This is a genomic window from Janthinobacterium sp. GW460-12-1-14-LB5 (genome assembly GCF_059423585.1).
In genome coordinates this window covers 1-22847 of sequence record NZ_JBWKYD010000045.1, presented here as the reverse complement: position 1 = coordinate 22847, position 22847 = coordinate 1, and the positions used below count along the sequence as shown (strand labels likewise).

Sequence of the window (22847 nt, the reverse complement as noted above, 5' to 3'; positions counted from 1 at the left end):
ACAACTTTGCGCCGATGATAGTGCTGCAACCAGTGTGAAAGTAGGTTATCGTCAGGCTTGTTATTCGAAAAAACCCCTATCGGTGATCCGGTGGGGGTTTTTTTATGTCCGCTGATTTTATCTACGCCAGCGCTTGCACGGCACACGGACGAAAAAAAGGCAGCGCTGCGCGCTGCCGTTGTCATTTTCAGATCAGATTTCTCGCAGTATCCGCTGGAATAGATGATTCAAATCCTGCATCCCGGCGGGTTTTTCTTCTTTCTCCACGCTGAAATTTTCCAGTCTGGTCAATTCCGATTCGATAAATGCATTGAGCTTGTCGATGCGTGGGGCTAATTCCTTCTCCAGCGCGAGCTTTTTACGCTCGAGCAGCCTGTGAATTTCCTCCAGCAAACCCTCTTCCTTTGGTAACAGGTGCAGCAGGGCCGCAAATTCGATGGGCGGCGCCGTGCGATAAGTTTCTATCCAGCGCGTGGCCAGCAAGGGGCGCAATACATAAAAATATTTCTTCAAAGGCACCATCTCCGCCATCAGATAGCCGCGGTAATTGGTCTTGGCCATGCTGCGGTAATGGTAGATACCCTTTTCCAGCGTATAGATGGAATTGAGCAAGGCTTGGATGCCAGTCTTGAAATGGCCATTTTCGATATATTGTATCGGCGACTGTATCCATTCAATCACGGCGGGATTGGAACGCCTGAATAGCTGGAGCGCCTTGCGCACATCCCATCCATTGAGGTCGATATCGTCGACGATGGGATATTCGATCACGTCGCGCTTGTCTTCCAGGTCGACGCTCAAGTACCAGTCTTCAGGCCGGGCATAGATGAAACGCACGTCGAAGTCGCTATTGGGCGACGCAAAGCCCCAGGCGCGGCTGCCGGACTCAATGGCCAGCAGTATCCGTACGCCTTCCTTTTCTTCCACGGCCGCCAGGCGGCGCATGATTTCTACTCGTATTTCTTCAGGAATCATTGTCATTATGTATTAGTTGCTTGCAGACACTTTATCCCAATCAAGGGCAAAGCGGGCCAGGTATTTCTTGAGCCGGTCGGCATCGTTCGGCCTGGCTTTCGCCGCGCGCGATGCCGCATACAGTGTGCGGCCCGCGTCGGACAGGCTGTTCGCCTGCCGGCACACCTTGATGACTGCCTGCAGCTGCAGCGCATCGAACAGGTCCAGCTGCGCGGCGGCCGTTTCTCCCATGATCTGCGCCAGTGCCACCTCGTTTCCATCAGGCCGTTCGCCATGATGCCGCCACAGGCGGCGCAGGCGCGCCGTTTCCTCGTCCACCACCTGGTCCGTGATGCGCCCCGCTTCCGACAAGGTGGCCAGACGCGTGACGGCGGCGGACAAATCGCGGAAATTGCCGTGCCAGGCGGCCGATGGCGATGCGGCGAAGCGCATGAAGCGTTCGCGCGCCTCCTTGTTGAAGCGTACTCGCTCTCCCGTCTCCGCGCCGTACTGCGCCAGCAGGTAGTCGAGGTTTGGCTCGATGTCTTCCGGCCGCTGCGCCAGGCCGGGCAATGCATAGGTCCACAAGTTAATGCGCGCATACAGGTCTTCGCGAAAGCGGCCGGCCGCCACCTCCTTGCCCAGGTCGCGGTTGGTGCCGGCGATCAGCTGGAAGTCGCTTTGCACCTCCGTATCGGCGCCGACGGGAAAGAAGCGCTTTTCCTCGATCGCTTTCAGCAGCATCGCCTGTTCATCGAGTCCCAGTTCGCCGATTTCATCGAGAAACAGCAGGCCCTTGTGCGCGCTGCGCAGCAAGCCTGGCCTATCCGAACCCGCACCTGTAAATGAACCCTTGATATGGCCGAACAGGGTGGAAGCGGCGCCGTCGCCATGCAAGGTGGCGCAATTGAGGTCGATGAATTTGCCGTCGATCTGGTGGCGCGATTTTTTCAGTTCATACACGCGGCGCGCGAGGAAGGATTTGCCGGCACCGGTAGGTCCCATCAGCAGCATGGGGGCCTTCGATTTGATGGCGACGCGCTCGATTTCCCCGATCATGGCGTTGAATTTCGCATTGCGCGTGGCGATGCCGGACTTCAGGAAGGCGACGCCTTCTGCCTGCTCGCGCGTAAAACGCTGCGCGATCTGGTCGTAACGCGACAGATCGAGGTCGATCAGCGCGTAACTGCCGGGATTGCCAATGGCCTGGCGTTTCGGCGGCGACGTCTGCACGAGGCGGCCCGGGAAATAGCGCGCTTCCGTCATCAGGAACATGCAGATTTGCGCCACGTGGCTGCCGGTGGTGATGTGGATCCAGTACTCCTCATTGTCAGGATCGAAGGGATAGCTGTTGGCGAAATCATAGAGGGCGCCATACACGTCTTCAAAATCCCAGGCATCGCTGATCGGCAGATCGTGCGCGAGCAGTTGCGTTTCCGGCGAGACGCTGGCGATGTCCTGCGACACCTGGCGTACCAGATTGTCGAACTGCCTGCCTGCATACAGCAGCTCGAAGCGGTCGATGATCCTGTCTTCATGCTGGGTCAGCGCGACGCTGGGCCGCCACTTTTCCCAGCGTGCCGTTCCCCTGCCATTGTCGAGCTGCGTGCCGAGAAAGCCGATGACGACGGTACGTTTTGCTTGCATAGTTGGGATAAATATTTATCTTAAAAGATAATTGTATTCCAAATCGCCGTGACAGGGATATTTTCAACGCATAGCTTGCGTGAAAATATTATTTAATGAAATCAATGGTTTATGTAAGTGTTTGAGGAAATATTGAAAGCTGGCACAGCGCTTGCAATAGAGGAGATACCAACGAGATAAACGTAGAGAGCAGAGAGGAACGAAAAAATGGCCAATGCCCACTTATTCCAGAGCGCGAAACAGAGTGCAACCTTGCCAGCGGCGCTGGCGCACAATGCCGAAGGCGCGCCAGCGTATGCGCTGACCCCACGCCATCAGCTGGCCCAGTATGCGGCCACGGGCTGCCTGAACACGACGTTTTATGCGAGCGCCGACGCGCAGCTGGCAAAGGTGATCGAGCTGTGCAAGGCGGTCGAACCGGCCTTCATCGCGCAAACGGCGGTGTACTGCCGCGAGCGGGGCTATATGAAGGATATGCCGGCCTTGCTGGTGGCCGTGCTGGCGGGGCAGGGCGCTGCAGAATTTACGCAGGCCTTCCAGCGCGTGATTAACAACGGCAAGATGCTGCGCAATTTCGTGCAAATCGTGCGTTCGGGTGTCATCGGCCGCAAATCGCTGGGATCGCGTCCGAAAAAGCTCGTGCAGGCATGGCTGAACGGCGCGTCGGAACAAGCCTTGCTGGCCGCGGCCGTGGGCAACGCGCCATCGCTGGCCGACGTGGTCAAGATGGTGCACCCGAAACCCGGGGATGCCTGGCGCGCCGCCTTCTTCGCCTGGCTGATCGGCAAGCCCTGCGATGCGGCGGCACTGCCGCCCGTGCTGGCCGCGTTCGAGGCTTACAAGCTTGATCCAGCGCAAGCGATTCCGGCAGTGCCGTTCCAGATGCTGACGGCGCTGCCCTTGAACGCACAGGCGTGGGCGCAGATCGCCCGCCAGGGCGGCTGGCAGATGGTGCGCATGAATTTGAACACCTTCGCCCGCCATGGCGTGTACGACATCGCCGGCATGCCGGAACTGATCGCCGCCAGGCTGCGCGATCCCGAGGCGATCGCCAGCTCGCGCGTGTTCCCGTACCAGCTGATGTCGGCGTACCTGGCCGCCGGCGACAAGGTACCGCGCATCGTGCACGCGGCGCTGGAGCAGGCGCTGGAAATATCGCTGGCGAACGTGCCGCGGATCGCCGGCAAGGTGGTGGTGTGTCCCGACGTTTCCGGCTCGATGGCCTCGCCCGTCAGCGGCTTTCGCGGCAGCGCCACCTCGAGCGTGCGCTGCATCGACGTGGCGGCTCTGGTGGCGGCAGCCATGCTGCGCAAGAATCCGGACGCGATGGTGCTGCCGTTCGAGCACAGCGTGGTGCAGTGCGCATTTGGCGCCGATGACAGCGTGATGGAGAATGCAGCCAGACTGGCGGCCATCGGCGGTGGCGGCACCAATTGCAGCGCGCCCCTGCTGCGCATGAACAGCAGGAAGGAGCTGGCCGACCTGGTGATTTATGTGTCCGATAACGAATCGTGGATAGACGCGAAGCGCAGCGGCGCCACGGCGACCATGGGACAGTGGCAGGTCTTCAAGCAGCGCAATCCGCAGGCAAAGCTGGTGTGCATTGATATTGCGCCGCACGCCACCACGCAGGCGATGGAGCGCGAGGATATCCTGAATATCGGCGGTTTTTCCGATGACGTATTCAGGATCATCGCCGCCTTTGCCGCCGGCCAGCTGGACCCCGCCCACTGGGTGGGAGAAATTGCCGCCATCGATATCGCGGCACCAGCTTGTTAAAGTAAAGCGCATGAATGCGGACAAGACTACATAACAGACGTCTTGTCCAACCTTGTCATGCGCCGCAGTGCCCCGAATGCCGACAGGATTACATCGATCAGCCGCGTCAAACCGGCCTGGCAGGCGCAGTCAGCCTGGCAGAAAATCCTGTCCCACCTTGTCGGGTTGTCCTACTGATTAAAATAGAAGATGAGAGAAGCGATGAAGAAAGAAGAGTACGAAGTCCTGCATACCGAAGGCAGCCGTCCCGTCAAAATGTGGACCCGTGGCGTGCCTGTCGAAGAAGCGGCAAAAAAACAATTGCGCAACACGGCGACCCTGCCGTTCATCTACAAGCATATCGCCGTCATGCCCGACGTCCACCTGGGTAAAGGGTCGACCATCGGCAGCGTGATTCCCACGCTGGGCGCCGTGATTCCGGCGGCAGTGGGCGTGGACATCGGTTGCGGCATGATGGCGGCGAAAACCACGCTGACGGCGAATGATTTGCCGGATAATCTGGGACCGCTGCGCAGCGCCATCGAGCGCGCCATTCCGCACGGGATGTCACCGAAGACGCGCGGCCACCGGGGCCGCGACGAGGGTTCCTGGCAGACGCCGCCTTCGGTGGTCGATGCGGCGTGGCTGCAATTGAAAGATGAATTCGACGCCATCTGCCTGAAAACGCCCAAGCTGAAAAACACGAACAATTATCGTCACCTGGGAACCCTGGGCAGCGGTAACCACTTCATCGAAGTGTGCCTCGATGAACAGGGTTCCGTGTGGTTCATGCTGCATTCCGGTTCGCGCGGCGTGGGTAACGCCATCGGCACGCATTTCATCGAACTGGCCAAGCAGGACATGCGCACCCACTTCATCAATCTGCCCGACCAGGACCTGGCCTATCTGGCTGAAGGCACGCAGCATTACGACGATTACGTGGAAGCCGTGGGCTGGGCGCAGCGTTTCGCCCGCAACAACCGCGAAGTGATGATGCAGAATCTGATCGCCGCCGTGCGCACGGTCATCCACAAGCCGTTCCAGACGCATGTGGAGGCCGTCAACTGCCACCATAACTATGTGCAGAAGGAGCACCACTTCGGCAAGGACGTGTTGATCACGCGCAAGGGCGCTGTCTCGGCCCGCGCCGGAGAATTGGGCATCATTCCCGGCTCCATGGGCGCGAAGAGCTTTATCGTGCGCGGCAAGGGCAATGCGGACAGTTTTCATAGCTGCAGCCACGGCGCGGGCCGCACGATGAGCCGCACGGAAGCGAAGCGGCGCTTCAGCCTGGACGACCAGATCCGCGCCACCGAGGGCGTGGAATGCCGCAAGGATGCAAACGTGATCGATGAAATTCCGATGGCTTACAAGGATATCGATGCGGTGATGCTGGCGCAGCGCGAACTGGTCGATGTCGTGCATATCCTGAAGCAGGTCGTTTGCGTCAAAGGTTAATAGAAAGAAAGTAGAGATGATAGAAATTGATGGAGCGCAAGGTGAAGGCGGCGGACAGATTTTACGTTCGGCGCTGAGCCTGTCGATGATCACGGGGCAACCGTTTCGGCTGATTAACATTCGCGCGGGGCGGGAAAAGTCCGGCTTGCTGCGCCAGCATTTGCTGGCCGTGCAGGCGGCGGCCGCCATTTGCGGGGCGCGCACGACGCCGGTGGCGCTGCGCGCAACCAGCCTGGAATTCGTGCCTGGCCCCATACGCGGCGGCGATTACCGCTTTGCCATCGGCAGCGCCGGCAGTTGCACCCTGGTATTGCAAACCCTGTTGCCAACCCTGCTGCATGCGGATGGGCCGTCCACCGTGCGCATCAGCGGCGGCACGCACAATGCCATGGCGCCGCCCGTGCATTTTTTGCAGCGCGCATATGGCCGCATCCTGGAACAGATGGGCGCCGAGGTAGAGATTACGCAGCAGCGCTATGGCTTTCATCCCGCAGGCGGTGGCGAGGTGCTGGCCACCGTGCAGCCGTGCCCGCGCTTGCGGCCCATCGTATTGCTGCAGCGCGGCGAACGGAAGGCGGGGTATGCGGAAAGCGTGGTGGCGGGCGTGCATGTGAACGTGGCGCAGCGCGAGCTCGAGCGTGTCGCCAGCGGCATGGGCTGGAGCGGCAAGCAGCTGCGCATCGTCGGCTTGCCGGCGGAGCAGGGCCCGGGCAACGTCTTGCTGCTGACATTGGAGCATGAACACGTCACGGAAGTATTTACGTCGTTCGGCGAAAAGTCCCTGCTGGCCGAATCCGTGGCCAAGCGCCTGTTGAACGAGGTGCGCGCTTATCTCAAGACGGACGCGGCCGTGGGCGAGCACCTGGCCGACCAGCTCTTGCTGCCGATGGCGCTGGCCGGTGGCGGTAGCTTCAGCTGCAACAAGGTGTCGCAGCATGCGTTGACGAATGCGGAAGTGATTGCCAGATTTTTACCCGTGCGTATTACTTTCGAGCAGCAGGAGCGGGCCAGCATCTGCACGGTGGCCGCCGTCTGACGTACGCGGTGACACAAATACCTGTTGCAGCTGTTCCAAATTGATACATGGGCAGCCAGATGTGGGGTACGCAAGCATGGCATGGCATTTGCTCTTCTTTGGATATTCACTAAAAAAACCAAGGAGACCAGCATGACCTATTCCATCCGCACCCTGCTCGGCGTAGCCGCCGCCGGCGCCGTTGCCCTCACTTCCCTGCTGACCTTGCCGCAAGCTTATGCGCATGGCAATGTCACGCCGCAAGGTGTCGACACCACGGGTTTACCCAAGGTGGGCGACAAGTGGCTCGAGCAAAACCCGTATCGGGGCAACAAACTGGCCCTGACGGTGGGGACATCCGCCTACAACCAGAATTGCGCCCGCTGCCACGGCATTGAAGCCATCTCCGGCGGCATCGCGCCGGACTTGCGCCAGCTGGACCGCGATTGTTTCGGTATCAAGAATGAGACAAAGAAACAGGCTTGCTACAAGGAAACGGACAATTATTTCCTGTCGACTATCCGCCACGGTAAAGTGCGTAATGGCGCCGTGTACATGCCGCCGTTCGAAGGCGTGTTCAACCAGGAAGCCATGTGGGCCATCAAGACCTACCTGGAAACCCGCCGCGAATCCAATTAAGCCGAATTGATCACGAAGGAGTCCCATGCGTTCATTTCAATTCCGGGGCACGCGCGCGATGCTCTCGCTCGCTTGCCTGGCGCTGTGCGCAGCCGCGCCGGCGCGCGCCGACTGGCAGAAAGTGCAGCAGTCGGGCAGCCTGAAAGTGGCGGTGTACAACGAGTTCGCGCCGTTTTCCGACAAGGGTACGGGCATCGATATCGACATTGCCGAAGCGCTGGCGAAAAAGCTGGGCTTGAAACTGAGCTTGCTGCCATTTCCCGCCGGCGAAAACCTCAACGACGATTTGCGCAATATGGTGTGGAAGGGGCATTACCTCGGTTATGGCCCCGCCGACGTGATGCTGCACGTGCCGGTCGACAAGAAATTGATGGCGGACAACGACAAGGTCGAGATCTTTGCGCCGTATTACGTGGAAACCGTGCGCCTGGCGCGCAGTGCGCATGCCGTGCCGCAATTCGATGGCGTCGCCTCGCTGGCTGGCAAGCGCATCGGCGTGGAAAAGGTCTCGATCGCCGCCATGCTGATGCTGGGCGAGGACAATGGCAAGTACCGCGACGACGTGCGGATCTTCGACACGGCCGCCGAAGCCTTGCAGCAATTGCAAGCAGGCAAGCTTGACGCCGTGCTGGCGAACCGTTCGGAAATCGAGTCGGTGCTCAAAAGCGATCCCGCTTTCCCCTTGAGCGAAGTGGCGTTCGCCCGCTTGCCGCGTGCCGGCTGGGCCGTGGGCCTGGCCGTCAGCAAGCAACAGCTCGATGTAGCCAAGTTACTGCAGGCTGCCATGAACGAGATGGCGGCCAGCGGCGAATTGAAAACCATCTTTGAGAAATATGGGGTGAAGGAAGCTCGCCCCTGAAGTAGCTTGCTTGAGTTTAAAAGCCCGCGCATCGGAAGAGGCGCGGGCTTTTTCATGAGAACGCCTGAAAAATGTTCAGGGCAAGGCGCATTGCCGCAGGCAGTACGAATAGTACGACAAGGCAATGCAACGCGGCCATGGACTTTTTCTCAGGTGTTCTTAAAACGCGTATTGGGCGCTGACGCCTAACAACCAGTTACGGCCCGGCGCCGCTTCATAGTAGCGCTTGTTGCTGTCGCCGACGATGACGGAGCCCACGTAGGTCTTGTCGAAAAGATTGTTCAGGCGGGCAAATTCCTTGAAGCGCCAATTCCCTACGTTTTGTTTGGCGTTGAAGCGTGCATTGAACACCGTGTAGCCGGGCGCCGGCTTTTCGATGTTGCTATCCTCCGCGTAGACCTGGTTGCTGGCCACGCTTTCCAGTGCCGCGCCGAAACGGTCCAGCGTGTCTTTCCAGGCCAGTTCCGCGAACAGGTTGGCGCTGGGCACGCCGGGCAAGCGGCTGCCTTCGCGCACGCCGCCAAACGCCTGGTCATACACGGCGTGCAGGCTGGTCAGCGCCACTTTTGTCGTGAAGCCATATGGCAGGTTTGAATCCAGCGATACCTCCATGCCCTGGCGCAAGGTTTTGCCTCCATTGCGGTAGCTGGTGCGTCCGCCGCTGGAACTGTCCACGATCAGTTCGTCGTTCGTCTTGATCTGGAACAAGGCTGCGTTCACATGCGTGTTGTTGGCGATCCTGGCCTTGATGCCCGCTTCCAGGTTGGTGCTGGTGGCCGGTTTCAGCTGGTAATTGAAACCACCGCCCGTGCCCGAGTAAAACAGTTCGTTCAGGGTGGGCGCCTCAAAACCGCGCGCGGCGCTAGCGTAGACGTTGACGTTCGGCGTCAGTTTGTACAGCAGGCCCAGCACGGGTGTCGTGTGGCTGTATTCCAGGCTACCGCTATCGTCGCCATTGCCGAGGAAATGGTCGTTGACCGACACTTTCATCTTGCTGTAGCGCAAACCTGCGCTGAGCATCCATGGCCCGCTCTGCCATTCCGTCTGGATATACGGATCGAGGCTGGAGACGACATCCTGCTCGTCGCGGCGCAGCTTGCCTTTTACGCCAAAGGTATTGCCAATGTAATTTTCATAGCCGGTGCGGTCGTCGCTGGAGCGGCCGTAATCGATGCCAATGGTGGTGCTCAGCTTGCCTCCGGCCAGCTGGTTCACGTGCAGCCAGTTGGTGTCGATGCCGTAGAACTGGCGCTGGAAGTCGACCACGCCGCCCGAATGCTTAAGTACTCCATTAACAGTTTGATTTTGCAGGAACTTGGAGAAGGCCTGGTACTGGATCACGTCGCGGTTGCCGCCATACACCATCACATGCAGGCGGTCATCGCCAAACGATTGCTCGTAGGTGGCGCCGATTTGCTGATGGTCGATGCTCTTGCGCGTGTTGTAGCGTTCGGCCAGCGTGCGTTTCGGGTTTTGCGTATCCGTCGCGTCGACTTCACCGGCGCGCGGGTCGGCGGCAAACGTGGCCCAGGTGGCACCCAGCGGATCTTGCGTATTACCCTGGTGCAGGCTGTTGGCGACGATGGTCAGCTTGCTGTCCGCATTCGGCTTGACGGTGATCTTGCCGAACGCCTGTTCGCGCGTGGCGGCGCTGTGGTCGCGGAAGCCGTCCGTGCGGAAGCGCGAACCGTCGAGCACGTAGCCGATGCCGCCTGCTTGCCCTTGTGCCGACAAGTCCACCTTGCTGGCGCCGAAACTGCCGCCCGTTACATTGAGTTCGACGGATGGGGGATTTTGCCCATCCCTGGAGAACAGCTGGATCACGCCGCCCGAGTGGTTGCCATAGATGGCCGAGAACGGTCCGCGCAGCACTTCGATGCGCTCGGCCGTATCGAGGTTGAAGGTGGCGGCCTGGCCTTGCCCGTCGGGCATGCTGGCGGGAATGCCATCGCTGATCAGCTTGACGCCGCGCACGCCGAAGGCCGAGCGTGCGCCGAAGCCGCGCGACGAGATTTGCAAGTCCTGCGCGTAGTTCTGGCGGTTCTGCACGACCAGGCCCGGCACGGCGGCCAGCGCTTCCGACGCGTTGACGCGGATTTGACCATCCTGGATGCGCGCGCTGTCGACCACGTCGATCGAGGCCGGCACTTCCTGGCTGGGGTGGGCGATGCGGCTGCCGCTGACGACCACCGTATCCATGAGTTGTCCGGCGGCCAAGTCAGCGGGCTCGGCGGCAAAGACGTGGGGGGCCAGGGTGGCGCTGCCGGCGACAAACAGGCTGGCGATGGTGTTCAGGCGGAAACGATGCTGCATGCGGATTCTCCAATGTGAATAAAAGCCTGCTGGTCGCGTGCGCGGCGCAGGTCTGCATAGTTGTATCAAGCAATATGCCTGCCATGTCTCCATTGGTGGGCGGAAATTATACGCGTGTCAGTGGCACGGCGTTTGCATGCAGCAATTATCAGAGGCGCCGCTACCGCGCGCTTTTCCTGTGTTTTGCCATTGAAAAGGTGATTATGCCCAACTTCTTCCCGCGCTTGCGCCAGGTGTGCTGGCTGCTGCCTGCGCTCTTCAGCACGGCCCTTCAGGCCGCTCCCTTTGCCTATGTTCCCAATGAAAAATCGGGCACCGTGAGCGTGATCGACACGGCGACTGACCAGGTGGTGCGCCAGATCGCGGCAGGCAAGCGGCCGCGCGGCATCGCCGCCGACCCCACCGGGCGGCAATTGTTTGTCACGGATGCCGCCAGCAGCGCCTTGCTGCTGATCGACAACGCTGGCGGCGCGCCCGTGCGCACGGTGACGCTGGGCAAGTCGCCCGAAGGCGTCAGTGCTTCGCATGACGGCAGTTACGTTGCCGTGGCCGTCGAGGAAAACAATAGCGTGGCCTTGCTTGATGGCCAGACGGGCGTCTTGCTCGCCGACATCAAGGTGCAGGGACGCAATCCGGAACACGCCGTGTTCAGCCCCGATGGGCGCTGGCTGCTGGTCAGCGCGGAAGAGGCCGAGCAAGTCGATGTCATTGATGTGGCGCAACGCCGTCAGGTGGCTTCCATCGCCGTGGGACTGCGTCCGCGCGGCATCGGTTTCAGTCCGGACTCGGGCCGCGCCTATGTGGCGTGCGAACTGGTCAATGCCGTCTACGTGATCGATATGGCCGCGCGCAAGGCGATTGCCACCATTCCAGCGGGCAAGAATGCCAACGGTATCGCCGTTCAACCCAGCGGCAGGCAGGTGTATGTCTCGAACGGCATCGACGGCACGGTGATGGTGATCGACACGGCCAGCAATCAGGTCACGGCCACCATTCCCGTCGGCAAGCGTCCGTGGAACATGGCCATCACGCCCGACGGCGCCAAGCTGTACGTGGCCAATGGCCGCTCGAACAGCGTTTCCGTCATCGACACGGCCAGCGCGCGCAAGGTGGCCGATATTGCCGTGGGCGAATTGCCATGGGGTGTGGTGATTCGGTAGTGGTACAGGGCAGGTGTTCCAGTCTGGTACACCTGTTCCATTGTGCAGCGGCGACGGGCCGCAGCAGCAGGGCTGGCCCGGATTGGAACAGGATGCCTTCACCTTGTTCAAAACGCAAACAGGCCCGTCCCCGCAGCGCAAGCCCGGGCATGCGCCGAAAAGCGCACCGGCGTTGACGCCGCGCCCTTGCAACAGGGGTAAAACAGGCTAAGTTTGTAGGGGGATGGCGAGCTGGCACGGCATTTGCGGAAGACTGCGTGTACTCACCCCATCTGTACCAGGACGTTTGATTTTAATTAAGTAATTTCATTCTAATTAACCCGATAGAGGACGACATGAATCTCGCAGACATCAGCAAACTGGGCGTAGCCAATCCCTTCAAACAACGCTATGACAATTACATCGGCGGCAAATTCGTTGCACCAGTAAAAGGTGAATACTTTCCCAACATCACGCCGATCACCGGCTTGCCGTTTTGCGAAATCGCCCGTTCCACGACGGAAGACGTCGAGCTGGCGCTGGATGCCGCGCATGCCGCCAAGGAGGCCTGGGGCAAGACTTCGCCTGCCGAGCGCGCCAATATCCTGAACCGCATCGCCGACCGCATCGAACAGAACCTGAGCCTGATCGCCACGGCGGAAACCATCGACAACGGCAAGCCCATCCGCGAAACGATGAATGCCGACATTCCGCTGGCCATCGACCATTTCCGCTACTTTGCCGGCTGCATCCGCGCGCAGGAAGGTTCCGTCGCGCAAATCGATGCGGAAACCTATGCCTACCACTACCATGAGCCGCTGGGCGTCGTGGGCCAGATCATTCCCTGGAATTTCCCGATCCTGATGGCCGTGTGGAAACTGGCGCCAGCCCTGGCCGCCGGCAATTGCGTCGTCCTGAAACCGGCCGAGCAGACCCCCGCCTCCATCATGGTGTTGATCGAGCTGATTGGCGACCTGTTGCCGCCGGGCGTGCTGAACATCATCAACGGTTTCGGCCTGGAAGCGGGCAAGCCGTTGGCGTCGAGCAAGCGCATCGCCAAGATCGCCTTCACGGGCGAAACGGGCACGGGCCGCCTGATCATGGGTTACGCCGCGCAAAACCTGATTCCCGTCACCCTGGAGCTGGGCGGCAAGTCGCCGAACATCTTCTTTGAAGACGTGATGGATGCGGACGACGAGTATTTCGACAAGTGCCTGGAAGGTTTTGCGATGTTTGCGCTGAATCAAGGCGAGGTGTGCACCTGCCCATCGCGCGTGCTGATCCAGGAATCGATCTACGAGAAATTCATCGAACGGGCCCTGAAGCGCGTGGCCGCCATCAAGCAGGGCAACCCGCTCGATTCGTCCACCATGATCGGCGCGCAGGCATCGCAGGAGCAGCTGGAAAAAATCCTGTCCTATCTCGACATCGGCCGCCAGGAAGGCGCCGAAGTGCTGGCCGGCGGCGAGCGCAACACGCAGGCGGGCGACCTGGAAGGCGGCTACTACGTGCGTCCGACCGTGTTCAAGGGCAACAACAAGATGCGCATCTTCCAGGAAGAGATTTTCGGGCCTGTCGTGTCCGTGACGACCTTCAAGGACGAGGCCGACGCGCTGGCGATTGCCAACGACACCTTGTACGGCCTGGGCGCCGGCTTGTGGACGCGCGACGGTTCGCGCGCCTTCCGCATGGGCCGCGCCATCCAGGCGGGCCGCGTGTGGACCAATTGCTACCACCTGTACCCGGCCCACGCCGCGTTCGGCGGCTACAAGCAATCGGGTATCGGCCGCGAAAACCACAAGATGATGCTCGACCACTACCAGCAAACGAAGAACTTGCTGGTGAGCTATAGCCCGAAAGCGCTGGGCTTCTTCTAAACCGGCAACAGGCGCCGCGCCCGTAGTCCAGGCGCGGCGCGCAGAAAGGGATGCCATGAGTGCAGCAATTGCCCGGGTGGTCGCCACCGAAGCGGCGCTGGAAATGATGGACAAGTTGCGCCAGCGTCACGGCCCGCTGATGTTTTTCCAGTCTGGCGGCTGCTGCGACGGCAGCGCGCCCATGTGCTACGCGCTGGGCGAGTTCGATGTCAGCGATACCGACATCTATCTCGGCAATTTGAATGGCACACCGTTTTACATGGGACTCGAGCAATTCGAGTACTGGGAGCATACCCAGTTGATTATCGATGTGGTCGATGGCAATGGTGGCATGTTTTCACTCGACAACGGCACGGGCAAGCGCTTCTTGACGCGCTCACGCCTGTTCACCGATGAAGAGTGCGCCTTGTTGCATGCGCAGCCGCACGACCACGGCAACACCTGATACATACACATACTAATAACAGAGGGAGATGATTGTGCAGAAAAACATCATGGGGATACTCATCGGTTTGGGCTTGGCATCGCTGGCCCAGGCGGCCGACGTAGGCAATGTCACCACCGCCATGCTCGACAGCACGGCGAAGAATCCGTCCAGCGTCCTGTCGTTCGGCATGGGCACGCAGGGCCAGCGCTATTCGCCGTTGACGCAGATCAATGACAAGACCGTGGCCAAGCTGGTGCCGGCCTGGTCGTTCTCGTTTGGCGGCGAAAAGCAGCGGGGCCAGGAATCGCAGCCCTTGATTCACAACGGCAAGATGTTCGTCACGGCATCGTATTCGCGTATCTTTGCCGTCGACTTGAAAACGGGCGCCAAACTGTGGAAATATGAGCATCGCTTGCCGGACGGCATCATGCCCTGCTGCGACGTGGTCAACCGCGGCGCAGCCCTGTACGGCAACCTGGTGATTTTCGGCACGCTCGACGCTTATCTCGTTGCGCTGGATCAAAACACGGGCAAGATCGTCTGGAAGGAGAAAGTTGACGATTATGCGGCCGGCTACTCGATGACGGCTGCGCCGCTGATCGCCGAAGGCTTGCTGCTGACGGGCGTGTCGGGCGGGGAATTCGGCATCGTCGGCCGGGTCGAGGCGCGCAATCCGATGACGGGCGACCTCGTGTGGAGCCGTCCCACGGTGGAAGGCCATATGGGCCACCGCTACGACAAGGATGGCAAGGCCATCGACAACGGCGTATCCGGCACCGTGAACAAGACCTGGCCGGGCGACCTGTGGAAAACGGGCGGCGCCTCGACGTGGATGGGCGGCACCTACGATCCGCAGACCAAGCTGGCGTATTTTGGCACGGGCAACCCGGCGCCGTGGAACAGCCATTTGCGTCCCGGCGACAATCTGTACTCGTCGTCCACCGTGGCCCTCGACGTGAAAACGGGGCAGATCAAATGGGCGTACCAGAATACGCCGAACGACGCCTGGGATTTCGACGGTGCCAACGAGTTCGTCACCTTCGACATGGATGGCAAGCGCTACGGCGGCAAGGCCGACCGCAACGGTTTCTTCTACGTCATCGATGCGGCCAACGGCAAGCTGCAGAACGCCTTTCCGTTCGTCAAGAAAATCACCTGGGCCAGCAGCATCGACCTGAAGACGGGACGGCCGAACTTCATTCCCGCCGGACGCCCTGGCGACCCGACCAAGGGAGAAGAGGGCAAGAAGGGCACGACCGTGTTTGCCGCGCCCGCTTTCCTGGGTGCAAAAAACCAGATGCCGATGGCCTACTCGCCGCAAACCAAGCTGTTCTACGTTCCCGCGAATGAATGGGGCATGGATATCTGGAACGAGCCGATCAGCTACAAGAAGGGCGGCGCCTTCCTCGGTGCCGGTTTCACCATCAAGCCTCTGTTTGACGACTACATCGGCGCCATGCGCGCCGTCGATCCGAAGACGGGCAAGATCGTCTGGGAAATCAAGAACAACGCGCCGCTGTGGGGCGGCGTGATGAGTACGGCCGGCAACCTGGTGTTCTACGGCACGCCGGAAGGCTTCCTGAAAGCCGTCGATGCGAAGACGGGCAAGGAGCTGTGGAAATTCCAGACGGGCTCCGGCGTCGTGGCGCCGCCCGTCACCTGGCAGGATGGCGACACGCAATACGTGGCCGTCGTTTCCGGCTGGGGTGGTGCCGTGCCGCTGTGGGGCGGCGAAGTGGCGAAGAAGGTCAACTTCCTGGAACAGGGCGGTTCCGTGTGGGTCTTCAAGCTCGCGTCGAAATAACGGGGCGAAGCGCCCGGGCCACTCGGATGGGCGTCTCCCTGTCCGCCGGGCGTTTTCTTTTTGCTGACGGCCCAGGCCGTCAGTTTTTTGTTTACGCAGGCGCGCGATCGGCGTGCTGGCGGTCAAAAAAGTAACATCGTGCGGGGCAATTGATCCGCTGCTGCACACCTTATATGCGCTTTTTCTCTTTCTCCCTGTGAACCGTGCTGGGCATGCTTATTGCCAAAGCTTGAGGTACATCAATCACTGGTGTGCACACTAAAAACAGAGAAGAAAGAGGAGAAGAAATGAACACATGGATCAAGCTGGGGAGCCTGGGTGTCATGACGATCGCAGCGGTGGGGCAGGCGCAAGCCGTCGATATCAAGGCCGGCGACTGGACCGTGTCGGTGGGCGGCATCGTCAACGCCTATTACACGCAAGTGTCGTGCTCGGGCGATGCCGTGGGAGGGCTGGCGCTGGGCGGCCAGGCGCTCGGTTGCGGCGGAGAAAAGGATCGCACCACCATCGGCAACGGCTTGCTGCCGAATGGCTTGATCACCTCGGCCTCGTCGCGCCTGGGCGAGTACGACGTGAAAGCCTTGATCGGCATCTACAACTCGACGGCCACGGACAGCGCCATCAGCCAGAACAGCGTGGTCGATGTGCGCCAGGCCTTTTTCACGTTTGGCAATGCGGAAATGGGCACTTTCAAGCTGGGGCGTGACTACGGCATCTTCGGCGCGAATGCGATCCTGTCCGACATGACCTTGCTGGGTTCGGGCGCACCCGTGCAGGCGACGCAGCGGGGCCGGGTGACCCTGGGCCATATCGGCGCCGGCTACACCTATCTGGGTAATTATGGCCAGATCATGTACAGCTCGCCGAAGTCGGGCGGATTTGGCGTCGACGTGGCGCTGGTCAGCCCCGTCTCCGATACGCCGATTGTTGCAGGTTCGACCTATTCTTCGAAGTCCAGCCCGCAAGTGCAGGTGCAACTGACGTATGCGCAAGAGGGCTTGAAAGCCTGGCTGGGCGTGAAGTCGCAAAAATTCACCTCGAAAACGCCTGGCGTCGATGACCTGACCATGCGCGGCGTGGAAGTGGGCGGCTCCTACCAGATGGGCCCGGCCGGCGTATTGGTCAACTTCCAGGGCGGCAAGGGACTCGGTATCTTGTCCGATGCGGACCAGGGCGATACCAAGTCGAAGAACTGGCTGCTGCAAGGCACGTACAAGACGACGGACAAGCTGAAGCTGGGCTTGTCCTATGGCATCAGCAAGAACGACGACAACACGGCCGGCACGGGCGGCTTGAAGTCGAACGCCAACCTGACCCTCGGTGCGTACTACTCGCTCAACAGTGCAATCACCCTGGTGGGCGAGCTGGGGCAGACGCGCTCGAAAGCCTTTGCGGGCGGCGAAGCGAAGATGAATGGCGTGTCCCTGGGCGGCATTATTTTCTTCTAACCAATGTATGCGGCGCCGGAAGCTGCGGCGCCGCACGGAGCACTATGCATGCGGATACTGCGCTTGTTCATCGGATGCTGGCTATTCCTGTTTATCCTGGGGCAGGCATGGGCGGGCGTGCTCACCAGGGCCGAGCTGGCGCGGCGCTTCCCCGCGCCCCTCGTCGTCGGCGAGAAGGAAACCGACTTGCCCATCTGGCCCCTGTTCAAGCAAAACGCCACGGCGACCGAGCTGGTTGGCTATGTCTTTGAGTCGGTGGACCTGGCGCCGATTCCCGGCTTTTCCGGCGTTCCCGTCAATTTATTGATTGCCATCAATCCGCAGGGCAGTTTTCTGGATGTGTCTGTTCTATCGCAACACGAACCCGTGTTTCTCGATGGCTTGGGCGAAGCGCCGCTGTTTCAATTCGTCAAACAGTACCAAGGCTTGTCGTTGAAACAGAATATCGCCATCGATGCCAAGAAGAAACGCGCGCCAGATGCGACCCACGCCGATATCGATGGCGTGTCGAAGGCCACGGCTTCCGTGCGCATCATCAACCAGAGCGTGCTGGCATCGGCCTTGAAAGTGTCGCGCAAAAAGCTGGGCTTCGCGCAAGGCCGCGACCCGGACCAGATCGCCCGCATCCGCATGGACGTGTTCGAGAAACTCAGCGTGGCGCAGATGCTTGAGCAGGGTTTGATCCAGCATGTGCGCCTGAGCAACAAGGACGTCGAAATCCTGTTTGCTGGCAGCAATGGCGCCGGACTCGACGCGCAGGCTCAGCGCGAGCCGGACGGCCTGTTCATCGACCTGTACCTGGCCTACGTGTCCGTGCCCACGGTGGGACGCAACTTGTTGACGGAACGCAGCTGGAACAAGCTGCGCAACCGGCTTGACGAGGGCGACCACGCCATCCTCGTCATGTCGCGCGGGCGCTACAGCGTGCTGGGCGACGATTTCGTGCGCGGCACGGTGCCCGAGCGCTTGCTGCTGAAGCAGGATGGCTTGCCCATCGACATGCGCGACCTGGACCTGGAATTAAGCGTGTCGGAGGCGGGACCGTTGCCGACTGAAAATATTGCCGTCTTCCGCGTCATCAGCCAGGCTGGACTCGATGCGGCCAGTCCGCTGGCGTTCACTATGCCGGTCACGCGCAGCAAGGGTATCGTGTATCCGGAGCGCATCGCCCGCAACGTCGATTTCAGCTACCGCCTGCCTGCCGATTTTTATAGCGCGCCGCAAGGTGACGATGCCGGCTGGCGCGGCACGTGGAAGGGGCGCAAGGCTGAACTGCTGATCTTGCTGGCCGGGCTGGCGCTGCTGGCCGGCGCGCTGACCAGGCAGAAACGTCTGGTGCGTAATGGCCGGCAATTTGCATGGTTCCGCCGCCTGTTTTTGTTGTTTACCATCGGCTTCATCGGTTATTACGCGCAGGGGCAGTTGTCGATCGTCAATATCACGGGTGTTATCCAGGCCCTGCTGGCGGGGCGCAGCCTGGGCTTTTTCCTGTTCGATCCGATGACGGTGATCCTGTGGGCTTTCGTGCTGCTCAGCCTATTCATTTGGGGGCGCGGCACGTTTTGCGGCTGGCTGTGCCCGTTTGGCGCCCTGCAGGAATTCACGGGCAAGCTGGGCCAGTGGCTGCGCTTGCCGCAGTGGAAAATCAAGCCGCGCCTCGATGGACGTTTGAAATGGATCAAATATGGCTTGCTGGCGGCCATACTCGGCAGCAGCGTGTTTTCCAGCCAGATCACGGACAAGCTGGTGGAGCTGGAACCGTTCAAGACGGCCATCACCCTGAACTTCGTGCGGGCCTGGCCCTTCGTTGCGTATGCCGTGGGCTTGCTGCTGCTCAGCAGTGTTGCCTATAAATTCTTTTGCCGCTACCTGTGCCCGTTTGGCGCGGCGCTGGCGCTGCTGGGACGGTTTCGCATGTTCAACTGGATTCCCCGCCGCAAGGAATGCGGCACGCCGTGCCAGACTTGCCGCCACCGTTGCGAGCATCATGCCATTGCGCCCAGCGGGAAAGTCGATTACGGCGAGTGTTTCCAGTGCATGGATTGCGTGGTGATTTACGCCAGCGATGAAAAATGCGCGCCCTTGATGCTGGAAATCAAGCGTACCCGTACCATCCCGATTGTCCGGGCCACGGCAGAGGAGAGCAGCAATGCAGCGTAGAACGTTTATTTCCGCAGCGATCGGCAGCGTGGCCGGCATGGCGGGCGTTATCTTGCCTGACAGCATGGCGCGCGGTACGGTCACGGCGTCCGGCGTGCGCCCCTATCAAGGCGCCGCGCTGGCGTTCGGCACGACCATCGCCGTCACCGTGTTGCACCACGATCAGCGCCAGGCGGAACTGGCCATCGAGGATGCCTTGCATGCAGCGAGGAATGTCGACCGCCTGATGAGCATTTACAGTCCCGCCAGCCAAGTCTTCCAGCTGAACCGCGATGGCCGCCTGGCCCGGCCGGACACGCACCTGCTGGCCGTGCTGGCGCAGGCGCGAGTCTTGTCGCAATGGAGCGATGGGGCGTTTGATGTCACGGTGCAACCTTTATGGCAGCTGTTTCGCGCGGCGGCAGACCAGGCAAGCTTACCGGAGGAAGCATTGCGCCGCGCGGCGCAGGTGCGGGTAGGCTGGCGGCAACTGGCATGGGATTGCCGCGAAGTGCGTTTTCTTCAGCCCGGCATGGCGCTGACCTTGAATGGCCTGGCGCAAGGCTATGCGGCCGACGTGGCGCTGGCGGCCGTGCAGGCGCGCGGCGTGCGGCACGCGCTGCTCGACACGGGCGAGTTCGTCGCGCGTGGGCAGCGTGCCGTGCGCCGCCCGTGGACCTTGGGCATCCAGGATCCGCGCGACGCGGAAATCCTGGCGGCCACCTTGAAAGTGGAGGGGCGCAGCGTGGCCACGTCCGGCGACTACGAATGCGCGTTCACGCCCGACTTCGTGCATCACCACATCTTCGACCCATCGAAGGGCGATTCGCCGGGCGAACTGGCCAGCGTGACCGTGCTGGCGCCCACGGGCTTGCTGGCCGATGGTTTGTCGACGACCTTCATGGTGACGGGGGCCGTGCGCGCGCATGCGATGGCCGCGCAGATGCAGGGCATCGACCTGATGACCATCGACAAGCAAGGGCGGCGCAAGATGTCGCCCGGCTTTCCCCGTCTACTCTAGGCTATTTCAGATGCGGCACCTTGCGATAGATCGTGTTGCGCGACACGCCCAAGGCACGCGCCGTGGCCGAAACGTTGCCGCCGTGGGCATCGAGCGACTTGAGGATTACGCTTTGCTCCATCTCTTCCAGGTTGGCGCCGGCGGCGATCATGCGGTCCGTGCTGGCGCTGGCGGCAGTCGCTTGCGTCATCTCAATATCGTCGAGGAAATCGTCAGGCATGTGGCGCAAACAGATTTCATGTTCGTCGCCTGCCATGACGATGGCCGTGCGCAACAGATTGGTCAGCTGGCGGAAGTTGCCCGGCCATTTATGCTGGTGGAACAGGCGCAAGATGTCCGGCGCCACCGTGTAACGCGTGTCGGGCGCTTCCGTCGCGAGGATTTTTTTCACGACCGTGTCGAGGTCCGTGCGCTCGCGCAGCGGTGGCAGTTTCACTACCAGGCCGTTCAGGCGGTAATACAGATCTTCGCGGAACAGTCCCTTGGCCATGCGTTCGCGCAAGTTGTGATTCGTGGCGCAAATGAGTTCCACATTCACGGTGATCGACTTGCTGCTGCCCAGCGGCGTGACCATGCGTTCCTGCAGCACGCGCAACAGCCGCGCCTGCAAGCCGAAAGGCATGTCGCCGATTTCATCGAGGAACAGGGTGCCGCCATTGGCCTGCAGGATCTTGCCGATTGCCCCTTTCTTGCGCGCACCCGTAAACGCCCCGTCTTCATAGCCGAACAGTTCGGACTCGATCAGGGTTTCCGGGATCGAAGCGCAGTTGACGGCAATAAACGGTCCCATGGCCCGCGGCGAGTCGTTATGGATGGCTTGCGCCAGCAATTCCTTGCCGGTGCCTGTCTCTCCCATGACGAGGATGGGAATATCACGTCCCAGGACTTTATTGACCTTTTCGATCACCAATTCCAGTTGCGGATCGCCCGTGCGCAGGTAGCGCAAGCCGGACAGGCGGCGCGCCGCATTGGCCGCATGGCTGGCCGGTGCAGGGATCGCCGCCGGCACGGCGTTGATATCGCTATGGTCGGTGCTGGTGCTAAAGCCGTGCTGGAAGACGCTATTGGACAGGCGCAACTGTGCGCGTCCGTACACGCGCACGCCGCTGTGCATGCACAGGTTCAGCAAGCCGGGCGAGGCGGTACGGTAATGGTCGTACAGGGCGGAAACAGGCAAGCCGAACAGGGAACTGAAGGTGTGCGATTGCAGCGCGGCAAATGAGAGGCCCAACTGGAACAAGCCATTCTTGTTGGCGGATAAAAACCGCCCGCCCGGCGTGAACGAGGCGATGCCTTCCATCAAGGTGCCGATGAATTCGGGCCGCGCGTGGAAGTGCACGGTGATGGCATCTTCGAAGGTGGCGGAAAACAGCTGATTTTCGATCATCAGCGCCGACATGCGCACGAGGGCCATCGTATGCTTGTGAAAACTGCGCTGGTCGCTCGAGACGTCCAGCACGCCGATGACATTGCCCCGGTGGTCGGTGATCGGCGCGGCAGAGCACGTCAGGAAATGATTTGCAGCAAGGTAATGCTGGTCCGCATGGACCAGAGTCGGTACTTTTTCCGTGATGGCCGTGCCGATGGCATTCGTGCCGCGGCTTTGTTCCGACCACGCCACGCCCGGCTGCAGGGCGACGCGATTGGCTTTCTCCAGGAAATCATCGTCGCCCAGCGAATGCACGATCACGCCGTTGGCATCCGTCAAGATCACCATATTGTGGGTGTTGACGATTTGCTGGTACAGGGTTTCCATGGCCGGCAGCGCATGCGTGTGCAGCATGCGGTTTTGCTCGATCAGCAGCGACAGGTCGGACTTGCCGGCCGGCGTAAAGTCGGGCGTGGCAGTGGGCGACAGGCCAAAGGCGACGGAACGCTGATGGGAAGTTTCGATGATGACGGGGACGTTATCCTGTCCTGCCGGCAAAGAGTTCGCGTCCGCGATGGACGAAAACGGTGCGCTACGGTAAGTAGCTGACGGTTGATACATGATCTCGTTGCCTCCGTTGGGCCCTGTACTGCGGCGCTCTTTTGAATATCGAGAGTGTTCCATAATGTAGCACCTGTCACAGATGGGAGCAAAGCAAAGCGAGCCGGGCTGTCCCCAGTGTTGCTGCCAGGCCCAGAGTTGCTCCCCCTCGTTGGTTGGTGCATGTGTTCATATAAGCAATTGCGGTGCCAGGCCTATCGCCTTTGATCTGGCGCAAAAAATAGCCCTTGCGGCGCGCGCAGGGCAGGGCTATAATTCGCCCCCTCGCTGAACGACGCATGCAAATGCCGAGTAAAGCAGGGTGAAAAAAGAAGGTTGACGAATTAGCCGAAACGCTTCATACTCTTCCTTCTTCGCAG

Annotated in this window: 16 protein-coding genes; 12 read left to right on the top strand and 4 right to left on the bottom strand. The window is 60.6% G+C overall.

Annotated elements, in window-relative coordinates:
• Positions 1-192: 192 nt before the first annotated feature.
• Positions 193-981 carry a nucleotidyltransferase domain-containing protein gene (locus AC07X6_RS28025; RefSeq protein WP_494793148.1) on the bottom strand — a complete coding sequence of 263 codons (789 nt, stop codon included), beginning with the start codon at positions 979-981 and terminating at the stop codon, positions 193-195.
• A gap of 6 nt (positions 982-987) precedes the next feature.
• Positions 988-2601, bottom strand: coding sequence for an RNA repair transcriptional activator RtcR (rtcR, locus tag AC07X6_RS28020; protein WP_494793147.1), 1614 nt, complete (start codon positions 2599-2601; stop codon positions 988-990).
• A 207-nt stretch (positions 2602-2808) separates the two neighbouring features.
• On the opposite strand from rtcR, the gene AC07X6_RS28015 reads away from it, so the two are divergent.
• The 5 genes from AC07X6_RS28015 to AC07X6_RS27995 all read left to right on the top strand — a co-directional run bounded on the left by AC07X6_RS28015 (position 2809) and on the right by AC07X6_RS27995 (position 8330).
• A complete protein-coding gene (locus AC07X6_RS28015; protein ID WP_494793146.1) occupies positions 2809-4380 on the top strand; it encodes a vWA domain-containing protein in 1572 nt (523 codons plus the stop codon).
• Between the two features lie 201 nt (positions 4381-4581).
• Positions 4582-5817, top strand: a complete 1236-nt coding sequence (locus AC07X6_RS28010; protein ID WP_494793145.1) for an RtcB family protein — start codon at positions 4582-4584, stop codon at positions 5815-5817.
• A 16-nt stretch (positions 5818-5833) separates the two neighbouring features.
• Entirely contained in the window at positions 5834-6853 is a 1020-nt protein-coding gene (gene rtcA, locus AC07X6_RS28005; protein ID WP_494793144.1) for an RNA 3'-terminal phosphate cyclase, read from the top strand.
• Positions 6854-6985: 132 nt separating this feature from the next.
• Positions 6986-7471, top strand: coding sequence for a cytochrome c-550 PedF (gene pedF / locus AC07X6_RS28000; RefSeq protein WP_494793143.1), 486 nt, complete (start codon positions 6986-6988; stop codon positions 7469-7471).
• Between the two features lie 25 nt (positions 7472-7496).
• Positions 7497-8330 carry a substrate-binding periplasmic protein gene (locus tag AC07X6_RS27995; protein WP_230542424.1) on the top strand — a complete coding sequence of 278 codons (834 nt, stop codon included), beginning with the start codon at positions 7497-7499 and terminating at the stop codon, positions 8328-8330.
• 159 nt (positions 8331-8489) lie between these two features.
• Here AC07X6_RS27995 and AC07X6_RS27990 read toward each other — a convergent pair whose 3' ends face one another.
• Positions 8490-10643: a TonB-dependent receptor family protein gene (locus tag AC07X6_RS27990; RefSeq protein WP_494793142.1), complete on the bottom strand. Its 2154-nt coding sequence runs from the start codon at positions 10641-10643 to the stop codon at positions 8490-8492.
• Positions 10644-10846: 203 nt separating this feature from the next.
• Here AC07X6_RS27990 and AC07X6_RS27985 point away from each other — a divergent pair, with 203 nt between their 5' ends.
• The 7 genes from AC07X6_RS27985 to AC07X6_RS27955 all read left to right on the top strand — a co-directional run bounded on the left by AC07X6_RS27985 (position 10847) and on the right by AC07X6_RS27955 (position 20498).
• On the top strand, positions 10847-11803 hold the full coding sequence (locus tag AC07X6_RS27985) for a beta-propeller fold lactonase family protein (protein ID WP_494793141.1): 957 nt from the start codon (positions 10847-10849) through the stop codon (positions 11801-11803).
• A 335-nt stretch (positions 11804-12138) separates the two neighbouring features.
• Positions 12139-13659 carry an aldehyde dehydrogenase gene (gene adh, locus AC07X6_RS27980; protein WP_077399968.1) on the top strand — a complete coding sequence of 507 codons (1521 nt, stop codon included), beginning with the start codon at positions 12139-12141 and terminating at the stop codon, positions 13657-13659.
• A gap of 55 nt (positions 13660-13714) precedes the next feature.
• On the top strand, positions 13715-14104 hold the full coding sequence (locus AC07X6_RS27975) for a DUF779 domain-containing protein (RefSeq protein WP_474294588.1): 390 nt from the start codon (positions 13715-13717) through the stop codon (positions 14102-14104).
• A 49-nt stretch (positions 14105-14153) separates the two neighbouring features.
• Positions 14154-15890, top strand: a complete 1737-nt coding sequence (locus AC07X6_RS27970) for a PQQ-dependent methanol/ethanol family dehydrogenase (RefSeq protein ID WP_475415098.1) — start codon at positions 14154-14156, stop codon at positions 15888-15890.
• Between the two features lie 287 nt (positions 15891-16177).
• Positions 16178-17338: a porin gene (locus tag AC07X6_RS27965; RefSeq protein WP_494793140.1), complete on the top strand. Its 1161-nt coding sequence runs from the start codon at positions 16178-16180 to the stop codon at positions 17336-17338.
• Positions 17339-17386: 48 nt separating this feature from the next.
• The gene (locus tag AC07X6_RS27960) at positions 17387-19498 is read left to right on the top strand and encodes a 4Fe-4S binding protein (protein ID WP_494793139.1); all 2112 of its coding nucleotides are present in this window, start codon (positions 17387-17389) and stop codon (positions 19496-19498) included.
• Complete coding sequence (locus AC07X6_RS27955; RefSeq protein ID WP_494793138.1) at positions 19488-20498, top strand: FAD:protein FMN transferase; 1011 nt, start codon at positions 19488-19490, stop codon at positions 20496-20498. Before AC07X6_RS27960 ends, AC07X6_RS27955 begins: the two co-directional genes overlap by 11 nt.
• A gap of 1 nt (position 20499) precedes the next feature.
• On the opposite strand, the gene AC07X6_RS27950 is transcribed toward AC07X6_RS27955, so the two are convergent.
• Complete coding sequence (locus AC07X6_RS27950; RefSeq protein WP_230542417.1) at positions 20500-22488, bottom strand: sigma-54-dependent Fis family transcriptional regulator; 1989 nt, start codon at positions 22486-22488, stop codon at positions 20500-20502.
• Positions 22489-22847: the final 359 nt, after the last annotated feature.

Bases quoted from the DNA above. Each gene is read 5' to 3' on its own strand.
- AC07X6_RS28025 (WP_494793148.1), bottom strand. From the start codon at position 981: ATGACAATGATTCCTGAAGAAATACGAGTAGAAATCATGCGCCGCCTG.
- rtcR (WP_494793147.1), bottom strand. From the start codon at position 2,601: ATGCAAGCAAAACGTACCGTCGTCATCGGCTTTCTCGGCACGCAGCTC.
- AC07X6_RS28015 (WP_494793146.1), top strand. From the start codon at position 2,809: ATGGCCAATGCCCACTTATTCCAGAGCGCGAAACAGAGTGCAACCTTG.
- AC07X6_RS28010 (WP_494793145.1), top strand. From the start codon at position 4,582: ATGAAGAAAGAAGAGTACGAAGTCCTGCATACCGAAGGCAGCCGTCCC.
- rtcA (WP_494793144.1), top strand. From the start codon at position 5,834: ATGATAGAAATTGATGGAGCGCAAGGTGAAGGCGGCGGACAGATTTTA.
- pedF (WP_494793143.1), top strand. From the start codon at position 6,986: ATGACCTATTCCATCCGCACCCTGCTCGGCGTAGCCGCCGCCGGCGCC.
- AC07X6_RS27995 (WP_230542424.1), top strand. From the start codon at position 7,497: ATGCGTTCATTTCAATTCCGGGGCACGCGCGCGATGCTCTCGCTCGCT.
- AC07X6_RS27990 (WP_494793142.1), bottom strand. From the start codon at position 10,643: ATGCAGCATCGTTTCCGCCTGAACACCATCGCCAGCCTGTTTGTCGCC.
- AC07X6_RS27985 (WP_494793141.1), top strand. From the start codon at position 10,847: ATGCCCAACTTCTTCCCGCGCTTGCGCCAGGTGTGCTGGCTGCTGCCT.
- adh (WP_077399968.1), top strand. From the start codon at position 12,139: ATGAATCTCGCAGACATCAGCAAACTGGGCGTAGCCAATCCCTTCAAA.
- AC07X6_RS27975 (WP_474294588.1), top strand. From the start codon at position 13,715: ATGAGTGCAGCAATTGCCCGGGTGGTCGCCACCGAAGCGGCGCTGGAA.
- AC07X6_RS27970 (WP_475415098.1), top strand. From the start codon at position 14,154: ATGGGGATACTCATCGGTTTGGGCTTGGCATCGCTGGCCCAGGCGGCC.
- AC07X6_RS27965 (WP_494793140.1), top strand. From the start codon at position 16,178: ATGAACACATGGATCAAGCTGGGGAGCCTGGGTGTCATGACGATCGCA.
- AC07X6_RS27960 (WP_494793139.1), top strand. From the start codon at position 17,387: ATGCGGATACTGCGCTTGTTCATCGGATGCTGGCTATTCCTGTTTATC.
- AC07X6_RS27955 (WP_494793138.1), top strand. From the start codon at position 19,488: ATGCAGCGTAGAACGTTTATTTCCGCAGCGATCGGCAGCGTGGCCGGC.
- AC07X6_RS27950 (WP_230542417.1), bottom strand. From the start codon at position 22,488: ATGTATCAACCGTCAGCTACTTACCGTAGCGCACCGTTTTCGTCCATC.